Source organism: Corallococcus sp. AS-1-6 (genome assembly GCF_020037015.1).
Classification (GTDB): Bacteria; Myxococcota; Myxococcia; order Myxococcales; family Myxococcaceae; genus Corallococcus.
Genome location: NZ_JAIQDE010000002.1, coordinates 292,447 through 310,840 on the forward strand (window position 1 = coordinate 292,447; position 18,394 = coordinate 310,840).

Below are 18,394 nucleotides of genomic sequence, written 5' to 3' on the forward strand. Positions count from 1 at the left end.
GCCAGCAGAAGGACTTCAGCGCGCATTGCCCACCCCTACGCCGGCAGTCTCCCGGCCGGGCTGCCCCGAGCGGGGTACGGTATCTCGCCGCGTAACGAAGCGAACTCTCCCGGAGGCAAAACTCTTTCAGCTCCCGATCAGGGGCGGCGTCTGGCCCAGTACCTCGATGAGTTCCGCGACCACCTGGACTGCGTCCTCCTCGACGACCTCAAGCACGATCGGCGCGTAGGCTGGGTTCGTGGGCTTCAGCGTGATCTTCGTGTGTCGCCACGAGTCGCCGGCGCGGCCCTTTTCGCTCTCGTAGCGCTTCACCGTGTAGCGGTGCCCCGTCTCAGGGTCGGTGGCATCGCGAAGCTGGACAAGGACGGTGCGACCTTGCCGAGAACCCGTAACCGGGGCTGCGAAGAGGCAGTACGACCCGTCCTCGATGCCAGGCTCCATCGAGCGCCCGATGACCTGCGCGACGAACATACCCGGTCGCAGCCGACGCTCGCTGTCCACCTCGACCCACTCGAAGTCGTCGTCGGCGACGTGCTGCGGGCCGCTGAACGCCCCGGCCGCCGCCTTGAGCGGCACGAGCGGCACACACTTCACGTACCGGTCCGCCGCGGCTCCATCGACCAGCCGCAGCTTCGACCGGGCGGCACTCGGCAGCGAGCCCTCGCTGGCTCGAAGGCGGCGGTACGCCTCCTCCGCCATCCAGGACGTCACCACCTTCTGGAAGGGCACGTCGTTCATGAAGCGAACGAAGATGTCCTCGTTCTGGTCCATGCGGTCGACGAAGAGCCGCTCGAGCACGTTCTTGAAGAGCAGCTCGAACTTGTCGCCCGGGTTCACCGCGGCCGCGCGACGCAAGCCGCCGTCGCCCATCGCGGCCTCGACGATCTGATCGAAGAAGAGCTGATCGGCCTGATTGAAGTCAGTCCCGAATCGTTCATTGACGACGTCAATGAGCTGCGAGAGCGGCACGGGCTGCTCACGCAGCACGCCGCTCCCCACCTCTGCCGGTCCATCGAGCTTCCGCGCCTCGCCGTCCTTGAGGGTGATCGACCCCTCGCTGATCTTCTGCAGGCGGTAGTACTCGAGCTTGACCTCGTCATCGAACTGGTAGCCCGTTCCACTGGCTCTACGCGGGAGCTTTGTCATGAAGTGACGCAAGAACACGTAGAGGCGCTCGAGGTCCGAGTCCTGATACGGGATTACCTGGCTGAGGAAGCCGTATAGGTTCTGGAACGATTGCAGCTTGCCGCGCCACAGCTCTGCCTCGTCGGGGCCCTCATCCGAGCGCGCCTTGAAGCGCGAGACTGCGGGATCGAGCGCCGCGTTCATCGCTTGGTGGTCAAGGGCGCTCTGCTTCTGCTTGGGCTTGAAGTATACCTCGCAGAACCGCGCGACCTCCTCGTCGAGGTAGATACCCGCCTCGTCAAGCTCGCCTTTGATCGCGTAGAGCCGCGCCGGGTCGACCTCGTCACCGATCTCCGCACCCTCGTAGTAGGTCTTGAACGCCTCGCGGATCTCGTCGCGGTCGTTCACGAAGTCGAGGACGAAGGTGTCCTCCTTGAGCGGGTGGATGCGGTTGAGCCGAGAGAGCGTCTGCACGGCCTGAATGCCGGCGAGCCGCTTGTCGACGTACATCGTGTGCAGGAGCGGCTGATCAAAGCCGGTCTGGTACTTCTCCGCGACAAGGAGCACCTGGTACTCAGGCGAGGTGAAGCGCTCGGGCAACTCCTTCTCGCGGAGCCCGCCGTTCATCGCCTCCTCGGTGTACGAGACGTCGGCGAGCTTGTCGTCCTGCACGGCGCCGGAGAAGGCCACGAGCGACTTGATCGGGTAGCCCTTGTCCTTGATGTACTTGTCGAAGCTCTGCTTGTAGCGAACAGCTTCGAGCCGTGAACCGGTCACCACCATCGCCTTCGCGCGCCCGCCGATCTTGTGGCGCGTCACCGCGTGGAAGTGCTCGACCATCACCTCGGTCTTCTGGGCGATGTTGTGCGGATGGAGCTTGAGGAAGCGGGCCAGCGCGCGAGCCGCCTTCTTGCGCTCGACGTTCGGATCATCCTCGCACGACTTCAGGAGCCGGAAGTAAGTCGCGTACGTCGTGTAGCTCTTGAGCACGTCGAGGATGAATCCCTCTTCGATCGCCTGGCGCATGGTGTACCGATGCGCGGGCTTGCCGCTGCGGCCGAACACCGCGAGCGTCTTGTGCTTCGGCGTGGCCGTGAAGGCGAAGAAGCTCAGGTTCGCCTGTCGGCCTCGCTTGGCCATGCTGCGGAACAGCTCCTCAAGATCTTCGCTGCCTTCCTCGGCGGCCCGCCTCTGCGCCTCCTTGCGGAGCGCCTCGCCGCCTAGCACCTCTTTCAGGTCCGTCGCGGTCTCGCCGCCCTGGGAGCTGTGCGCCTCGTCGATGACGACTGCGCAGCGCCGGGTCTGGAGCGTCCCCTCGCCGGCCTCGCCGCGCTCCTCGGCCATCTTGAGCAGTTGGCGTGAAACGAAGGGGAACTTCTGCAGCGTCGTGATGATGATCGGCACGGCGCTCTCGAGCGCCTCGGCGAGCTGGCGTGAACTCTCGTCGATCTTCTGCACGACGCCGCGCTTGTGCTCGAACTGGTAGATGTTGTCCTGGAGCTGCTGGTCGAGAACTACGCGATCGGTGACTACGATGACGCTGTCGAAGACGCGCCGGTTGCTTTCGTCGTGCAGCGACGCGAGCCGGTGCGTGAGCCAAGCGATCGTGTTGCTCTTGCCGCTGCCGGCCGAGTGCTCGACGAGGTAGTTGTGCCCCGGACCTTCCGTGCGGGCAGACTCCACGAGAAAGCGCACCGCCTGGAGCTGGTGGTAGCGAGGGAAGACCATCTGCTCGGTCTTCACCTTTCGGCCCTGGTCGTCGCGCTTCTCGTCGACCTGCAGATGGAGGAAGCGCGCCAGCAGATCCAGAAAGCTGTCCCGCGCGAGCACCTCTTCCCAGAGGTAGGCGGTGCGGTAGCTCCGGCCTTGCGGGTCGGAAGGGTTGCCCGCGCCGCCGCCATCGCCCTTGTTGAAGGGCAAGAAGTGGGTGGCATTGCCCGCGAGGCGCGTCGTCATGAGCACCGTGTCGGTGTCGACGGCAAAGTGCACGAGCGTGCGCTTCTTGAACTCGAAGAGGGTCTCGCGCGGATCGCGGTCCTGTTTGTACTGCCGTCGAGCGTCCTCGACGGTCTGCCCGGTCATCTCGTTCTTCAGCTCGAGCGTCGCGATGGGGATGCCGTTCACGCTGAGCGTGACGTCGAGCGACTTCTCCGAGCGCGTCGAGAAGCGCAGTTGACGGGTCAGGCCGAGGCGGTTCTTGGCGTAGCGCTCCTCGAGCTCCGGGTTCAGCTCGTGCGCCGCCTTGAAGTAGGCGACGAAGAGCGTGCGCCCGTAGCACTTGAAGCCATGGCGCAGCGTCGCGAGCGAGCCGTTCGCGTCCATCCACTTGCAGAGGTCGGTGAGGATCTGCGCGCCCGTCTTCAGCCCGTGCAGCGCTTCGAGCTTCGCCCATTCCTTGGGCTGCGTGTCCTTGATGAAGTCGAGGACCACGGACGGGAAGATGGCGCGCTCGCGGTCGAAGCCATCGCGCGAGATGGTGACGTAGCCGTGCCCAAGAAGGTGGTGCTCGATGACCGTCTCGAACGCGGCCTCGGAGTGTCGGGGCGTGCTTGTCACGGTTCCTCCTTCCTCTTGCGGGGGCGCTTCGAATCGATGCGCTTCACCTCAGCCTCGAAGTCGCTCTCGAACTCGTGGTCCTGCCACACGCGGAACTTGGCGTACTGCTCCTCGGCGAGGCGCTTGGCCACCTCCGCGGAAACCTTGCCGGCGTTCGCGAGCACCTCGTACTCGTTGAACTGCAGGAACGCGTCGAGCTTCGCGACCCAGTGCGCCATCTTCATCGGGATTTGCCGCGCGGCCTGGTTCTCGGCGTAGTCGAGGTACATCGACACGATGCGCTCAAGTTCCTTGATCTCGCGCTCAATCATGTAGTTCTTGGCGACGCCGACATCGCTCTTGAGGATCTTCCCCTTGGGCGCGTTCTTCCAGGTGGTGAGCCCCATCGAGGGCTTCTGCGCGTCAGCGCGCTCGGCGATCAACTCCGCGGCGGTCTTGCCGGTGACCGCCCAGTGCAGCTTGTTCTGCACGGTCTTGAAAAACGTCTGCGTCGTCTCCGCGTGCTTGTCGTAGTCGATACTGCACTGCTCGTAGATGTCGGTAATCTTCAGGTAGAAGCGCCGCTCGCTGGCGCGGATCTCACGGATCCGTTCGAGCAGCTCGTCGAAGTAGTCTTTGCCGAAGCGCTTGTTCAGCTTGAGTCGCTCGTCGTCGAGGACGAAACCCTTGACGATGAACTCGCGAAGGGTCTGCGTCGCCCAGATGCGGAACTGGGTGGCCTGAGTGCTGTTGACCCGGTAACCGACCGAGATGATCGCGTCGAGGTTGTAGAACTCGATCTCGCGCCTAACCTCTCGATTTCCTTCGAGTTGAACTCTCCAAATTCTTCGGAGAGTTGCCTCCGGGGTCAGCTCCCCCGAGGCGTAGACCTCCTTCAGGTGATAGCTGACGGTGCGGATGTCGACGCCGAACAACTCGGCCATGCGTCGCTGGTCGAGCCAGAAGGTCTCGGACTCGTAGAGCACCTCGACGCGCACGGCGTCATCGGCGGTGCGGTAGAAGATCAGCTCTCCTTCCTGCGCGGTCTGGTCCGTCACAGTTGCCCTCCGGGTCGCGCTTGGAGGTTCTCGTTGGCGTCGAAGCTGTTGGGGCAGGTGCCCACGAACGCCGCGCGCAGTCGTGACCGCATGTTTTCGTCGGCCGCGAAGACGGTCCACCAGATGGAGAACAGCCCGGTCGCAAGGGCGGTGTCCACGATCTGCTCGCGCAGTTCCACCGTGTCGTTCTGAGAGAGTCTGCGGTGTGCGTTGTTCGCCTTGCGCCAGGTTTCGAATCGCTTGAGCCATCGAAGGTCTCTCTGCGTCGGAGGAACTGCCCCGCCGGGAACGCGGTCGAGTCCGACGAGCGCTGCGGATGCCTGAGCCTTGGCGCGAACTGGTGCCGCGAGCGCGGAGTGCGGCGCGACCACCCCACCCGTGCGGTATTCGAACGCCCGAAGCGTGTTGTCACTATCGGGCCAAAGGTAGTCGTTGACAGTGACCGGCGTGTCGCCTTTGCACGAGTTGCAGTTCACGCACGCGAGCAGGAAGTTCGACCACATCAGCGCCAGTGCGGGAACAAGCGACTTCGCCTGCACGTGCTCGACAGCGAGGTTCGTCGCGATGTACCGCTCGCAGTAGCTGCAATAGCGCCCAAGCCTCTGTTCGAGATCGGGCAGGGCCTCAGCGTAGTTCGTATACGTCGAGACAGGGGCTGTGCCCTTGTCAACCGGTCGCATCGTCGCCCCCCGTCCGAGCTGCACGCTCCAGCTTCAGTTGCGCTTGGTAAGCAGGGTCGTCGCTGAAACGCACGGCAAGTTCGGCAAGTCGCTCTTCCGCCTTCTGCGCTTGGTCGGGCGCGTCTCGCAGCAGCCGGTAGTACTCCTCCGCGGCATCCATCATCTCGAGGTAGCGCTCGCTCTTCTGCGGCACTTCGACCCCCATGACATGCTCGGCGATGTCCTCAACGCTACGGTTCGCGTATTCGCCGAACTCCTCGGGGTCGAGCGTGATCAACTCGCCCGATCGAAGCGACTGAATGATGAAAGGCGAGTGCGTTGTCGCGATGAACTGGATGTTCGGGAAGCTGGTGCGCAGCTTCTCGACGACCTCTCGCTGCCAACGTGGGTGGAGATGAAGCTCCAACTCATCAATGAGAACGACGCCATGCCCCGTAAGAGGGTTTTCCAGCTCCGGGTTCGCCAGCGCGAGGCGGCGCACTAGGTCGCCGAGCAAAGCGATGAAGGCACGCTCGCCGTCGGAGAGCTGCTGCAGTGAGATACGCGCACCAGCCTTCTTCACGGTCAGCCGCAGTGGATCCTCTTCGACTGCTACTTCAGAGAAGCCGTCGAGGAACTCGCTCAGCACTCGGTTGAACGCAGCCAACTCCGCGCTCTGCTGCCGGACCCACAGCCGGTAGCGAGCCATGAAGTCGCGGTAGTCGACCATACGGTTGGACAGCGCGCCGTGATGGGCGAGGCGCTGGCCCGTCGGCAGGTCCGTCGGCAGGGTTCTAGGCAGTCGATATCCTGCGCGATCGGTGGTGAAGTAGACGGCCACCGGGGCCTGGTCGTCTTCGCGCGTGGGGTCACCGTAGTTCTTTCGAATCTGCTCACGCACCGCGCTCGCCAGGCCGTGCGCTCGCACGCGTTGCGAGTTGGGACTGAAGGCGACGTCGTACTTCACCGGGATGCCGGCGCACGACACCTGCATTGCGAGCGCGGCTTCCGTCTGGCCCGCGTGAACGTCGTTCGCCGAGATCGTCCGCCCACTGCCGGCACTCAGCGAAAGGGCGCGAAGGAGACGCGCAAGCAGTAGCGCCAGACCGTCGAGCAGCGAACTCTTCCCGCGCCCATTGATTCCAGCGATCACGGTGAAGCGATCGGACAACTGGAAACGCCGCTCTCCGGCGAACCCACGAAAGTTCGTGACCGTGAACTCGCGGACCTTCATGTCGCCGCCCCCACGTCGAGCTGGCCGGTCACCGCGGCCGCAATGAGCGCGGAGCGGCGCTCCCGTAGAAGCGCGATCGTGCGCTCGGTTGCGGCGCGAACGGCGTCGAGCTTCGCGGTCTCGCGCGCGATGTGCTCGACGATGGCGCGCTGCTCCTCCTGAGGCGGCACTGGCAGGTACACCTCGAAGAAGCCCTCGGGGTAGAGGCGAAGGCGCGAGGACCAGACGCCCTTCGAGTACCGGGTCACCTCCTGGGCGAACACCGGGAGGCGGACGAGCGCATCTATATAGGCGGGCGCGAGGCGCGGGCCGGGCTCGTAGACGTTGTAGGCGGGGCTGACGATACCCTTCACCGGAGCAATGCCCATCGCGCCCATCCACGCCCAGAGCGTGTTGATCACGAGGTCGCCGGGCTCGCAGAGCTTGTAGCCCTCGTTCGTCTCGGCCTCGAACATGTTGACGTCCTTCTCGGACCGAGGCGTGACGCCTGTGAGGTGCGAGACGGTGAGCATCTCCTCTTCGCCGGTCGTCGAGCGCACGTCACGCTCGCGAAAGAGCCAGCGCGCGCGTTCGATTTCCCAATGAGCTGGGAGTCCCCCCAGCCACGGCACGCCAGAGTCGCGCAACTTTACCTTCGGGTCGAGCCCGCGCGAGACGGCCGTAGCGATGATGGCTTTGCGCTTCTCGGCGAGCAGGTCGAGCAGGCGCTGCTTGGCAGCGACGAGCGCATCGAGCCGTACCGTCTGCCTCGACACACGGTCGACGATGGCGCGCTGCTCCTCAATCGGTGGCGCGGGGTACCTGACGACTCGCAGCTTCTCAGCCGGGAGGTGTTGAATCGTCGCGGCAGACGCTCGTGACGAGAAGAGGCCTGCCTCAACGGCCGCTCGCATCACGAGAACGAAGTACCGAGGGTCGTCCTTGTTGGTGGTCGGGCGAAGACGATGCAGTGCCTTCTGGTAAAAGCACCGTCGATCGCTGTCCCAAATGGCGCAACGTCCGATCTCGCCACCTTCGCACATGAGGATGTCACCAGGACGCAGCGCGTAAAGCTCCTGCTCGCTGTCATCGAAGTCCATCTCGGGGAGATCATTGACGTTGATCCCATCCCACTGGACGTCGGTGTTCCGCAGATAGGGCGCGAGAAAACGCTTCGTGATCTGTCGCTCGTCCAACATCTTTCCGAGCTGAACTTCGTACCTCGCGTACACGGGCGGCGTACTCCAATGCGTGGGAACGCTACCGAACCAGGTCACGTCGTCACCTCGCGCAGCAGTCGCACGATCTGGTCCTCGGCGGCCTTGAGCTCGACGTCGATCTCGGTAAGCCCGCGCGGTGGCGTGAACACGTAGAAGTGCCGGTTGAAGTTGATCTCGTAGCCGACCTTGTCCTTGCTCCGGTCCGGCCAAGCGTCCGGCACGTGCGGCTTCACCTCGCGCTCGAAGTACGCATCCACGTCCTCCGTGAGCGGCACGTTCTCGAAGTCGCGCAGGTCGGCGTCGGCCTCGAAGCCCGAGCCACGACCACCCATCGGCACGGGCTCGGCCTTCGCGTCGCGCTGCGTGAACACCGAGCGAAACAGCTTCTGCTCGGCCGTCTTCCAGCGGCTACCGCGCTTCTTCAGGAGGGCCTCGATCTCGTCCCACGTCGCCGGCCAGTCCTGGCGCGGCTCGCGGCCGAGCGCCTTGTCGATGGCCTGCACGTCGTCGAGCAGGTGCGGGCAGGCGTCGAGGAAGCGCGCTTTGTCGTCGGTCGTCATCTGGTAGCGCAGGCGCAGCGGGCGCTCGACGGTGACGCGCGTGTAGCCAAAGTCGGCGTTGTCGAAAATCTTCGAGCGCGGGCCTTCCTCGAAGTTGCCGTACACACGCACGATCTCGTCGATCTGCGCGATCGTCATGTGCCGGCGCTTGTCGCCGAGGCTGCGTTTGCTGTCCTCGCTGCCCCCCGCCGTCCACACGTCGCGCGCGTCGAGCAACTGCACCTTGCCCTTGCGCCGCTTCTCCTTGCGGTTGGTGACGACCCAGACGTAGGTGCCGATGCCGGTGTTGTAGAACATCGACTCCGGCAGCGCGACGATTGCCTCGAGCCAGTCGTTCTCAAGCAGCCACCTGCGGATCTCGCTCTCGCCCGAGCCCGCGCCCCCAGTGAACATGGGCGACCCGGAGAAGACGATCGCGAGCCGCGAGCCCTCCTTGTGCTCCTTCGGCTTCACGTCCTCGCGCTTGCTCCACATGTGCTGCAGGAACAGCAGCGCGCCGTCGTTCACGCGCGGCAGGCCCGCGCCGAACCGGCCGTCGAAGCCGCGCTTCTCGTGCTCCTTCTGGATCTCCTTCTGCTGTTTCTTCCAATCGACGCCGAAGGGCGGGTTGCTGAGGAAGTAGTCGAAGGTCTCGTTCTGGAACTGGTCCTCGGTGAAAATGTCGCCGAAGCGCACGTCATCCGCGCCACCGTCCTTGTTCACCTCCTTCATCAGCATGTCGGAGGCCGCCGTGGCGAACGCGCGCTTGTTGTAGTCCTGGCCGTGGACGTAGAGCGTCGCGTCGCGATGGTGTGCGGCCATGTAACGCTTGGCCTCGGCGAGCATGCCGCCGGTGCCGCACGCCGGGTCGAGCAGTCGGGCGATGGCGTCGGGTTGGGAGAGAAACCTCTCGCCGACGGAGTCCGTGAACAGGAGGTGGACCATCAGCGTGATCACTTCCCGGGGGGTGAAGTGGTCACCGGCTGTCTCGTTCGCGAGTTCGTTGAACCGCCGGATGAGGTTCTCGAAAATGCGCCCCATCTCTTCGTTCGGCACGTTCGACGGGTGGAGGTCGACGTCGGCGAACTTCGAGACCACCAGGTAGAGGATGTTCGCCTCGTGCATCTTCTCGATCTCGGCTTCGAACTCGAAGTACTCGAAGATGCGCTGGACGTTCGCCGAGAAGCCCTTGATGTAGCTGACCAGGTGCTTGTTGATGTTGTCCGGGTCACCCTTGAGCTTCTCGAAGTCGAGCGGCGAATGGTTGTGAAAGCGCTGGCCCGCGACCTTGTTCAGCGTGGTGTCGAGCGCGTCGCCCGCGAGCTTGCCGCCCTTGTACTTCTCGTGCGCGGCAACGACCTTGGCCTTCGTCTTAGCGAGCACGCAGTCGAAGCGACGTAGCACCGTCATCGGCAGCATCACGCGCTCGTACTGCGGCGGGCGGTAGGGGCCTCGCAGGAGGTCGGCGATCTGCCAGATGAGGTTCGCGAAGGTGTTGTGATCAGAAGTCATGTTCGGCGTCCGTCGAGCGAATGCGTGCGCAAGTGGATGAAGCCCTAGCCGTCATCGCGCCCGTCCTCGAGCCGCAGCGCGACCTTCTACTGCTCGTTCCACGCGTCGATGTCGTCGCGATTGAGCCACCACTGCCCGCGCATCTTGAAGGCAGGGAACTCGCCCTTTGGGCCATCGTGTAGACGGTTTTCTCCGCGACCTTCAGCAACTGGGCGACCCCGGGCAGTGTGAGAATCTCGTCCGGCATTTGGACCAGGCTCCACCTGGGCAGCGGTTGGCAGACATTGCCAGCCGCCGCTAGGTTACACCTGGGAGTACGGGGGCCCAGCGTTCTCGGGCCGTCGTGCTTCTCGGGTCCGCTCGCCACACCGTCCGCTGCTCGGCTCACTTTCCCGGCGTGCGCCACCGCATTGAGGGGGCGCTCGGCCATGAGCTCGGCGCCATCAACGGCTTCTAGCGCCAACACGAGGTCTTGGAGATGGGGCGCCAGCATGAATAGGTCGAAGATCTGTGTCACCCGCCCCCGCGTCAGCCCCAACGTCCTCGCCACGGCAGCCCGCAGGAGGTGGTGGTTCTCATCTCGGACACGCGCCTCCCGGAGGACCGACGCATCCTCGTTCCCTCCCGGCGTGGAGAGCACCGGCGTGCCCCCGTCGTCCGCGGGCAGCTCCTGGAGGACCTCAAGCTGCTCGGCATGCGAAGCAGACGGGGCCACGACACCCGCCGCACCTTCATCAGACTGGCACTGGCGGAAGGAGCGGACCGGGACAAGAGCGCCTGGGTCACGCACGGGCCGAATGGGGACTTCGTGAGCCTCTACACGACGGTCACCGCAGAGTCGCTCCGTGCGGAGGTGGCGAAGCCGAGGTCGAACTCCGGCCTCCGTTGACACTGCTGGCAGGGAGCGCGCGGCCCTCGGACGAGGCCCGAGAGCTACAGTCCAGAGCCTGAAACGACAAGAGCCCCCGAGTCTTTCGACTCGGAGGCTCTTGTTCGGAGTGCCCAGGGCGGGATTCGAACCCGCACACCTTTCGGCGCCACCCCCTCAAGATGGTGTGTCTACCAGTTCCACCACCTGGGCGTTTCGGCGGGGTCCATGTACCGGACCCCGTGGATTCACGCAACAACCATTTCAACGGTCGCGTGAATCCGATGCTTCCTGACGACTACGGCGCAGGCGTCGTCGGCGCGGGAGCCTGCTGGCCCTCCGCCGGCGGCGTCGCGGAACGCTCCTGCTCCACCGCTCCCGGAGCAGCAGGCGCCGGCGTCGTGGCTCCCGGGGTCGCCGGGGCCGTCTTCGCCGGCGGCGTCGCCACGGAGCCCCCCGCGGCCACCGAGCCGCGCAGGCCCACGAACGACAGGCCCAGCGAGGTCAGGAAGAACAAGCCGGCGCAGACGCCCGTCAGCTTGCTCAAGAAGGTCACCGCGCCGCGGCCACCGAAGGCGCTCGTCGCGGCGCCGCCACCGAGGGCGGAACCCATGCCGGCGTCCTTCCCCGGCTGCAGCAAGATGACGAAGATCATGAACACGCAGAGCAGGACGTGCACGATCGTGAAGAAGGTCAGCATGGGTGTTCCCAACGCTCCGTGAAAAGAGGGCGCAACCTACACAAAGTGGTCAACGGGTGACAACTTCTAACGGGGAGGACGGCCTCAGCCAGCCGCCTTGACGATGGCCACGAAGTCCGCCGCCTTGAGGCTCGCTCCCCCCACGAGCGCCCCGTCCACGTCCGGCTGACCCAGCAATTCCGCCGCGTTGTCCGGCTTCACGCTGCCGCCGTACTGGATGCGCACCCGCTCGGCCGTCCCCTCGTCGTACATCCGGGTCAGCAGGCCCCGGATGGCCGCGTGGACCTCCTGCGCCTGCGCCGTCGTCGCCGTCCGGCCGGTGCCAATCGCCCACACCGGCTCGTACGCCAGCACGAACGCCGCCACGTCCGCCCCGGAGAAGCCCTCCAGCGCGCCCCGCACCTGGCGCTCCACCACCGTGAGCGTCTGGTTCGACTCGCGCTCGGCCAGCGTCTCGCCCACGCAGACGATGGGCGTCATCCCGGCGGCCTTCACCGCCTTCGCCCGCTTGTTCACCGTGGCGTCCGTCTCACCGAAGAACTGCCGGCGCTCCGAGTGCCCCACGATGACGTAGGCGCACCCCAGCTCCGCCAGCATCGGCGCGCTGATTTCGCCCGTGAAGGCGCCCGAGGACTCCCAGTGGCAGTTCTGCGCCGCCAACTGGAGGGGCGCCCCCTCCAGCGCGACGTGCAGGGGCTGCAACGCCACGAACGGAGGCGCGATGGCCACCTCCACCTTGTCGCCCAGCGCCGCCACCGCGCCGCGAAGCTCCCGCACCAGCGCCAGCGCTTCCGGCACCGTCTTGTTCATCTTCCAGTTGCCAGCGACGATCTTCCGACGAGCCATCGAGGTGTCTCCCCCGGTGCGTACCGCGTGGGTGCCCTACTTCGTCTCCAGCGCCTTGATGCCAGGCAGCGGCTGGCCCTCCAGGAACTCCAGCGACGCGCCGCCGCCCGTGGACACGTGGCTCATCTTGTCCGCGTAGCCCATCTGCTCCACCGCCGCCGCGCTGTCGCCGCCGCCAATCACCGTGACGGCGTCCTTGTTGATGGCCATCGCCGCGGCCACCGAGCGCGTGCCCTCCGCGAACTTGTCGACCTCGAAGCGGCCCATGGGCCCGTTCCACACCACCGTCTTCGCGTCGCGGATGCGCTGCGTGTACATGGCGCGCGTCTTGGGGCCGATGTCCAGGCCCATCATGTCCGCCGGCACCACCTGATCAGGCGTCTCCCGCACCGGGCCCTTGCCGTCCGGATCCGCGCAGACGATGTGGTCGATGGGCAGCACCAGCGGCGTCTTCAGGCGCTTGGCCGTGTCCAGCAGCTTCGCCGCCAGCGCCAGCTTGTCGCCCTCCTCCACCCGGCTCTTGCCCACCTCAATGCCCTGCGCCTTCAGGAAGGTGTACGCCATGGCGCCGCCCACGAGCAGCGCGTCCACCTTGGGCAGCAGGCTCTCGATGACCTTGATCTTGTCGCTCACCTTGGAGCCGCCCAGGATGGCCACGAAGGGCTTCTGCGGATTGCGCAGGACCTTGTCGCCCAGGTACTCGATCTCCTTGCGCATCAGGAGGCCGGCGGCCTTCTCCTTCACGAAGGGCACCATGCCGGCCGTGGACGCGTGCGCGCGGTGCGCCGTGCCGAACGCGTCGTTGACGTAGACGTCCGCCAGCGCCGCCAGCTCGCGCGCGAAGGCCTCGTCGTTCGCCTCCTCCTCCTTGTGGAAGCGCAGGTTCTCCAGGAGGAGCACCTGCCCCGCCTTCAGGTCGTTCACCTGCTTCTTCACGTTGTCACCCACGCAGTCGTCCGCGTGGATGACCTCGTGCTTGCCGCCCAGCAGCTCCGCCAGCTTCTCCGCGACGAGCACCGTGGACAGCTTGGGGTCCGCCCCCTTGGGCCGACCGAGGTGGGACGCCAGGATGACCTTGCCGCCCATCTCCAGCGCGCGCCGGATGGTGGGGAGCGCTTCGCGGATGCGGGTGTCGTCGGTGACGCGGCGCCCCTCCAGCGGGACGTTGAAGTCCACGCGGATGAAGACGCGCTTGCCGGTCAACTGCAGGTCATCGATGTAGCGGATCATCTTGGGTGTCCCTTGTGCCTGTCTCGGTCGGCCTGATGTGACGGGGAGGCGCTACGCCACGCCCTTGGACACGAGGAACTTCGCCGTGTCGACCATGCGGTTGGAGAAGCCCCACTCGTTGTCGTACCAGGCCATGACCTTGAGCAGGTTGTCGCCCATCACGTAGCAGTTGGTCGCGTCGAAGATGGCCGAGTGCGGGTTGCCGTTGTAGTCCACGGACACCGTCTGCGCGTCGCTGAACTCCAGCACGCCCTTGAGCGGGCCGTTGGCGGCGGCCTTCATCGCGGCGATGACCTCTTCGGCGGTGACCTTCTTGGAGGTGTTCACCGTCAGGTCCACCAGGGACACGTTCGGGGTGGGGACGCGGACGGACAGGCCGTGCATCTTGCCCTTGAGCGACGGGAGCACCTCACCGATGGCCTTCGCGGCGCCGGTGCTGGTGGGGATCATGGACAGCGCGGCGGCGCGGGCGCGGCGCATGTCGTCGTGGGTGAGGTCCAGGATGCGCTGGTCGTTGGTGTAGCTGTGCACCGTCGTCATCAGGCCCTTCTCGATGCCGAAGTTGTCCACCAGCACCTTGGCGATGGGCGCCAGGCAGTTGGTGGTGCACGAGGCGTTGGACACGATGTGGTGCTTGGCCGGGTCGTACTCGTTGTGGTTGATGCCGTACGCGATGGTCAGGTCCGGGCCCTTGGCCGGCGCGGAGATGATGACCTTCTTGGCGCCCGCGGCCAGGTGCTTGGCGGCGGCGTCACGGGCCGTGAAGCGGCCGGTGCACTCCATCACCACGTCCACGTTCATGTTCTTCCAGGGCAGCGCGGACGGGTCCTTCTCCGCGGTGACGGCGATCTCCTTGCCGTTCACCACGATGCCCTTGTCCGTGTGCGAGACCTCGCCCGGCCACGTGCGGTGCACGGAGTCGTACTTGAACAGGTGGGCCAGCGCCGCCGGCTTGTCGAGGTCGTTGATGGCGACGATCTCGAGGTCTTCCTTGCGGCTGAGCGCGGCGCGCAGGATGCAGCGACCGATACGACCGAAGCCGTTGATGGCGAGCTTGATGGCCATGGTGTTTTCCGTCTCCTTGAAGGAGTGGGCCTTCGCGGCCCACCGTCATGAATCTCGTAAAGAAGGCGGGCGACCGTAGGCAGGCGCCCCCGCCGAGTCAACGCTTCGCGTGGGCCGCTTTCGCGCGTGCACGCCGGAGCTGAACAATCACCCCGACCAACAGCCAGAGCCCGGAGGCCGTTCCCGCTCCCGCCCCGCACCCGCACCCGCTGTCCCCCTTGGGGGAATAGTCGTTGGGGAGCGCCGGGACCACCGTCGGTTCCGGCGGCGGCGGCGGTGGCGGCGGCTGCACGGGCGGATGCGGATCCACCTCCCGCACCGCCACGCAGGACGACAGCGGCCGGGGGCTGACCGCGGGCACCGCGTCCGCCTCGGGCAGGGCCGGCGCCTGGGCGACGATTCCCGAACGCACCAGGAACGCGCCCACCAGCCGCGAACGCTCACGATTGGACGCAAGGCCCTCGAACGGGAAGCCCAGCACCAGCACCTGGCCCGCGGGCGCCGTCCCGGACAGGACCGCCGCGCCCAGGCCGGTGTTGGGGTAGCGGAGCACGCCGGTGGCGCCGCTCGAGGGCAGCAGGATGTCCGTCACCCCGACCGGGTAGGCCCCGAGCGTCCCGTCGTCCAACGGCGTGGCCGGCAGGTCCGCGAAGATGCCGCCCGCGAAGCCCTCCACCCGGTTGAGGGCCGAGCCCACCCCGAACGAAGCCCGGAGGATGTCCGCGAGGAAGGCCTTGTCCTCCGCGCTGCCCTGCGAAAGCGTGAACACCGTGCGGCTGCCCGACAGCATCAGGTTCCCGCCCCCGGTGACGAACGCGCGCAGGGCGTCCTGCTCCGTCCGCGTCAGGCCCGCGCCCCCCACGCCGCCGCGCCCGGTGGACCAGTCCACCAGCCGGTAGCCCGTGGGCGACACCAGCCCCGCCGCCACCGCGTTGCCCGTCGCGCTGTCGAAGGCCACCGCCGCCCCAGCGAACGCCGCGCCGTGCTGGCGCAGGTAGCTGCCGTCGTTCATCGCCTCCAGGTAGACGCGCAGCGGGGCCTCCAGGTCATACGGCGTCTCCAACTCCTCGCCGCACGCCACCGTGGCGTCCAGCCGCTCGTACGCGTTGACCAGCAGCACCGGCGCCGTGTCCCCCACCCTCACGCCCACCGTGGCGGACGGGAAGGACTCGCCGCCCGCGTTCACCGCCGCCACGCGGAAGTAGCGCAGCGTGCCGGGCGACAGCGTGACGGTGGCCGACGTGCTCTGGACCTCCGTGCCCTCGTCCCAGCCGAAGCCGTCCGCGCTCTGATAGAGCCGGTAGGCCGAGGGAGCGTCCCGCCCCTCCTCCGACGCGACCTGCGGGGGCGCGCTCCACTTCACCTCCACCGCGCCGGGCGTCGCGTTGCGCGCCACCACCGCTCCCGGCGTCTCCGGCGGCAGGTGCACGGCCGCGCCGTCGCGGGTCGCGAAGTACTTGATGAGCCCCTGCACGATGGAGCGCGCGGCCACGTGGCGGAAGCGGGCCTCCTTGAGGCTCGCCGCGTCCGCCGTGTTGTCGTGGTACGCCATCTCCAGGAGCACGCTGGGCATCTCCGGGTTGTGCGTGGGGTTCACCTCGCCCAGGTTCGCCGAGCGCAGGCCGCGCACCCGCCAGTTCGGATCCACCTCGCGCTTCAGGTCCGTCTCGAGCTGGGACAGGAGCGCGCGCCCCAGCACGTCGCCCCCCTTCACGCCGGTGAAGTTGAGCGTGCCGTCCACCGGGTTCGGCCCGTAGACGTAGGCCTCCGTCCCCCGCACCGTGCCGGACGAGCCCGCGTTGGAGTGCCACGCGACGTAGACGGCGTCCTCGCCCTCTTCATGCAGCCACGCGGCGAAGCGCGGCCGGGACGTCACGTCCGCGTTGCGCTCGTTGGACAGCGCGTTGGCCCCTGACGGCGCGTACACGCTGAACGGCGCCCCGCTGTACTGCACGTGGTAGCGCCCGCTCTCCTCGAAGCGCGGGCGCAAGAGCGGCCCCTGCGCCGCGTCGCCCAGCAGGCCCCGTCCGCCGCCCAGCCGCACCGCGTCCACGGACAGCGTCGCGCCCGCGCCCTGCGCCGAGTCGTTCTCCAGCACCACCGCGCCGGACTCCGGGTGCTGGCCCGCCTTGAAGTAGAAGCGTCCGAGCAGCACCCACGTCCCGCCGTGGCGCTGCTGGTTCACCCGGAAGTGGCTCTCCCCGCCCGCGTGCTTCACCACGTAGTGCGCGTCCGTCGCGCGCGTGGGGTCGGAGCCGTAGGAGACGTAGACGTTGTAGGCCGCGTCCGCCGGCACGTCCGGCGTCCACGTCGCCTTCGCGGTGGAGGTGGCCGCCGTGTCCAGCGTGCGCGTGGTGCCCAGCGTGAAGGGCTCCACGCCGTTGCCCATGGGCACGGGCGGAGGCGCCCAGCCCTTCTGCGTGGAGGCGTGGAAGCGCGCGGCGTCCCCTTCCTCCACGTAGCCCGTGCCGCCGTTGTCCACGGTGGCGAGCAGCGGGTTCAGGTCCGTCTCACGCACGGACACCACCGTGGCGCCCGCCGCCATCAGCAGGGGCTGCAGCTCCTGCGACACCACCTCCGCGGAGATGAAGTCCTCCACCACGCCCCAGGTGTTGGGCCGCTGCGTGGCCCAGCGCTTCAGGCCGTTGTCCCGGTAGAAGCCGTGGCCCGGGCTCAGGTAGATGACCTTGCCGGACAGCGCGCCCTGTCCCCGCCGCGTCTGCGGCACGCCCGCGGCCTTCACGTTGGACTTCGCGGCCCGCGTCTCACGCCGCACCACGGCGGGCGCGTCCGGCGACAGGCGGCGCTGCTCGTGCGGCCGGGGCGCCGGAGCTGGCAGGTATTGAACACCCGGCGGCTCCAGCCCCAGGTCGTCGCCTTCGAAGGCTTCGGGGGTGCCCTGCGCGCGGGCGAGGACGGAGGTGCACAGCAGGGTCAGCGCCAGCGAGCGCGACCAGGACGGAAGGGACGTTCGCATCACGCGACCGACCTTACCTGTTCACTCCCCCGCTTCAATCGGACCCGTGGGTGCTAGCCTGCCCACCCCTTCACCTTCCGATGACCGTTCCTGCGCCTCCCCGTCCCCAGTTTCCCTCCCGCCGCAGCAACGGGCTGTTCGCCTCGTTCGGTCATGCGTGGGCAGGGCTCATCCACACCGTGGCCTGGCAGCGCAACATGCGCATCCACCTCATCTCCGGTGTCCTGGTGGGGCTGGTGGGCAGCGGCATCCCGCTGGGGCTCGCGGAGAAGGTCACGCTCATCTTCTGCGTGCTGCTCATCTTCTTCGCGGAGATTCTGAACAGCGCGCTGGAGCAGTTGGTGGACCTGGCCGTGCAGCAGTTCGACGAGAAGGCCCGGCTCACCAAGGACGCGGCGGCCGCGGGCGTGCTCGTGCTCGCGGGCGGCACGGTCGTCATCTTCGCCGCCATCCTGATCAACTACTGGGAGACCGTGCGCACCAGCACCGACGCCATCTTCCGGCAGGTCGCGCTGGGGCTGCCGCTGGCCGGCTGCGCCACGGTGCTCGTGCTGCCCCAGCCCAGGCCCGCCGCCGTGGACGTGCTCGCGTTCCTCCTGGCCCTGGGCCTGCTCGCGCTGACGGCGCCCACGTCCGCGAGCCTCGTCTTCACCGCCCTCACCGCCGCGCTGCTCGTCATCGCCGCCGCGGCGGCCCGCGAGCGCAGGCGCCATCCCAGGGCCTGAAGACAACGCGGCGCGTCACACAGCCTCTGCCTTGAGTTTCCAGAGGGAGAAGCCGGCGGTCCGCTCGCGGGGCCCGGTGAACGGCCCGCCGGTGACGGTGCGGCGGGGCTGCTCCCGCCACC

The 18,394-nt window shown here is 67.0% G+C and carries 13 protein-coding genes and 1 tRNA gene; 2 read left to right on the forward strand and 12 right to left on the reverse strand.

Annotated features, from left to right (window positions below; all coding sequences use genetic code 11):
- Positions 1-126 precede the first annotated feature (126 nt).
- From K8612_RS04015 to K8612_RS04040, 6 genes are read right to left on the reverse strand one after another with little or no spacing between them, the layout of a single operon-like run.
- Positions 127-3,681, reverse strand: coding sequence for a type I restriction endonuclease (locus K8612_RS04015; protein WP_223761315.1), 3,555 nt, complete (start codon positions 3,679-3,681; stop codon positions 127-129).
- Positions 3,678-4,718: a virulence RhuM family protein gene (locus tag K8612_RS04020; protein ID WP_223761316.1), complete on the reverse strand. Its 1,041-nt coding sequence runs from the start codon at positions 4,716-4,718 to the stop codon at positions 3,678-3,680. The genes K8612_RS04015 and K8612_RS04020 overlap by 4 nt, the downstream gene beginning before the upstream one ends.
- Entirely contained in the window at positions 4,715-5,398 is a 684-nt protein-coding gene (locus K8612_RS04025) for an HNH endonuclease (RefSeq protein WP_223761317.1), read from the reverse strand. The genes K8612_RS04020 and K8612_RS04025 overlap by 4 nt, the downstream gene beginning before the upstream one ends.
- A complete protein-coding gene (locus K8612_RS04030; RefSeq protein ID WP_223761318.1) occupies positions 5,385-6,611 on the reverse strand; it encodes an AAA family ATPase in 1,227 nt (408 codons plus the stop codon). The genes K8612_RS04025 and K8612_RS04030 overlap by 14 nt, the downstream gene beginning before the upstream one ends.
- Entirely contained in the window at positions 6,608-7,822 is a 1,215-nt protein-coding gene (locus K8612_RS04035) for a restriction endonuclease subunit S (protein ID WP_223761319.1), read from the reverse strand. Before K8612_RS04035 ends, K8612_RS04030 begins: the two co-directional genes overlap by 4 nt.
- A 41-nt stretch (positions 7,823-7,863) precedes the next feature.
- Entirely contained in the window at positions 7,864-9,861 is a 1,998-nt protein-coding gene (locus tag K8612_RS04040) for a class I SAM-dependent DNA methyltransferase (RefSeq protein WP_223761320.1), read from the reverse strand.
- A 568-nt stretch (positions 9,862-10,429) separates the two neighbouring features.
- Between K8612_RS04040 and K8612_RS04045 the strand changes: the two genes are divergently transcribed.
- Entirely contained in the window at positions 10,430-10,750 is a 321-nt protein-coding gene (locus K8612_RS04045; protein ID WP_223761321.1) for a hypothetical protein, read from the forward strand.
- A gap of 110 nt (positions 10,751-10,860) precedes the next feature.
- Here K8612_RS04045 and K8612_RS04050 read toward each other — a convergent pair.
- The 6 genes from K8612_RS04050 to K8612_RS04075 all read right to left on the reverse strand — a co-directional run bounded on the left by K8612_RS04050 (position 10,861) and on the right by K8612_RS04075 (position 17,547).
- Positions 10,861-10,942: transfer RNA gene (locus K8612_RS04050), tRNA-Leu, on the reverse strand.
- An 85-nt stretch (positions 10,943-11,027) separates the two neighbouring features.
- Complete coding sequence (gene secG / locus K8612_RS04055) at positions 11,028-11,429, reverse strand: preprotein translocase subunit SecG (RefSeq protein WP_223742369.1); 402 nt, start codon at positions 11,427-11,429, stop codon at positions 11,028-11,030.
- Positions 11,430-11,513: 84 nt separating this feature from the next.
- Entirely contained in the window at positions 11,514-12,275 is a 762-nt protein-coding gene (tpiA, locus tag K8612_RS04060; RefSeq protein WP_223761322.1) for a triose-phosphate isomerase, read from the reverse strand.
- Positions 12,276-12,311: 36 nt separating this feature from the next.
- Positions 12,312-13,505, reverse strand: coding sequence for a phosphoglycerate kinase (gene pgk / locus K8612_RS04065; RefSeq protein WP_223742368.1), 1,194 nt, complete (start codon positions 13,503-13,505; stop codon positions 12,312-12,314).
- Positions 13,506-13,556: 51 nt separating this feature from the next.
- Entirely contained in the window at positions 13,557-14,570 is a 1,014-nt protein-coding gene (gap, locus tag K8612_RS04070; RefSeq protein WP_223742367.1) for a type I glyceraldehyde-3-phosphate dehydrogenase, read from the reverse strand.
- 97 nt (positions 14,571-14,667) lie between these two features.
- Complete coding sequence (locus K8612_RS04075) at positions 14,668-17,547, reverse strand: N-acetylmuramoyl-L-alanine amidase (protein WP_223761323.1); 2,880 nt, start codon at positions 17,545-17,547, stop codon at positions 14,668-14,670.
- Positions 17,548-17,627: 80 nt separating this feature from the next.
- On the opposite strand from K8612_RS04075, the gene K8612_RS04080 reads away from it, so the two are divergent.
- Positions 17,628-18,272, forward strand: coding sequence for a diacylglycerol kinase family protein (locus K8612_RS04080; protein WP_223742365.1), 645 nt, complete (start codon positions 17,628-17,630; stop codon positions 18,270-18,272).
- Positions 18,273-18,394 lie beyond the last annotated feature (122 nt).

Bases quoted from the DNA above. Each gene is read 5' to 3' on its own strand.
- K8612_RS04025 (WP_223761317.1), bottom strand. From the start codon at position 5,398: ATGCGACCGGTTGACAAGGGCACAGCCCCTGTCTCGACGTATACGAAC.
- K8612_RS04030 (WP_223761318.1), bottom strand. From the start codon at position 6,611: ATGAAGGTCCGCGAGTTCACGGTCACGAACTTTCGTGGGTTCGCCGGA.
- K8612_RS04040 (WP_223761320.1), bottom strand. From the start codon at position 9,861: ATGACTTCTGATCACAACACCTTCGCGAACCTCATCTGGCAGATCGCC.
- secG (WP_223742369.1), bottom strand. From the start codon at position 11,429: ATGCTGACCTTCTTCACGATCGTGCACGTCCTGCTCTGCGTGTTCATG.
- tpiA (WP_223761322.1), bottom strand. From the start codon at position 12,275: ATGGCTCGTCGGAAGATCGTCGCTGGCAACTGGAAGATGAACAAGACG.
- pgk (WP_223742368.1), bottom strand. From the start codon at position 13,505: ATGATCCGCTACATCGATGACCTGCAGTTGACCGGCAAGCGCGTCTTC.
- gap (WP_223742367.1), bottom strand. From the start codon at position 14,570: ATGGCCATCAAGCTCGCCATCAACGGCTTCGGTCGTATCGGTCGCTGC.
- K8612_RS04075 (WP_223761323.1), bottom strand. From the start codon at position 17,547: ATGCGAACGTCCCTTCCGTCCTGGTCGCGCTCGCTGGCGCTGACCCTG.
- K8612_RS04080 (WP_223742365.1), top strand. From the start codon at position 17,628: ATGACCGTTCCTGCGCCTCCCCGTCCCCAGTTTCCCTCCCGCCGCAGC.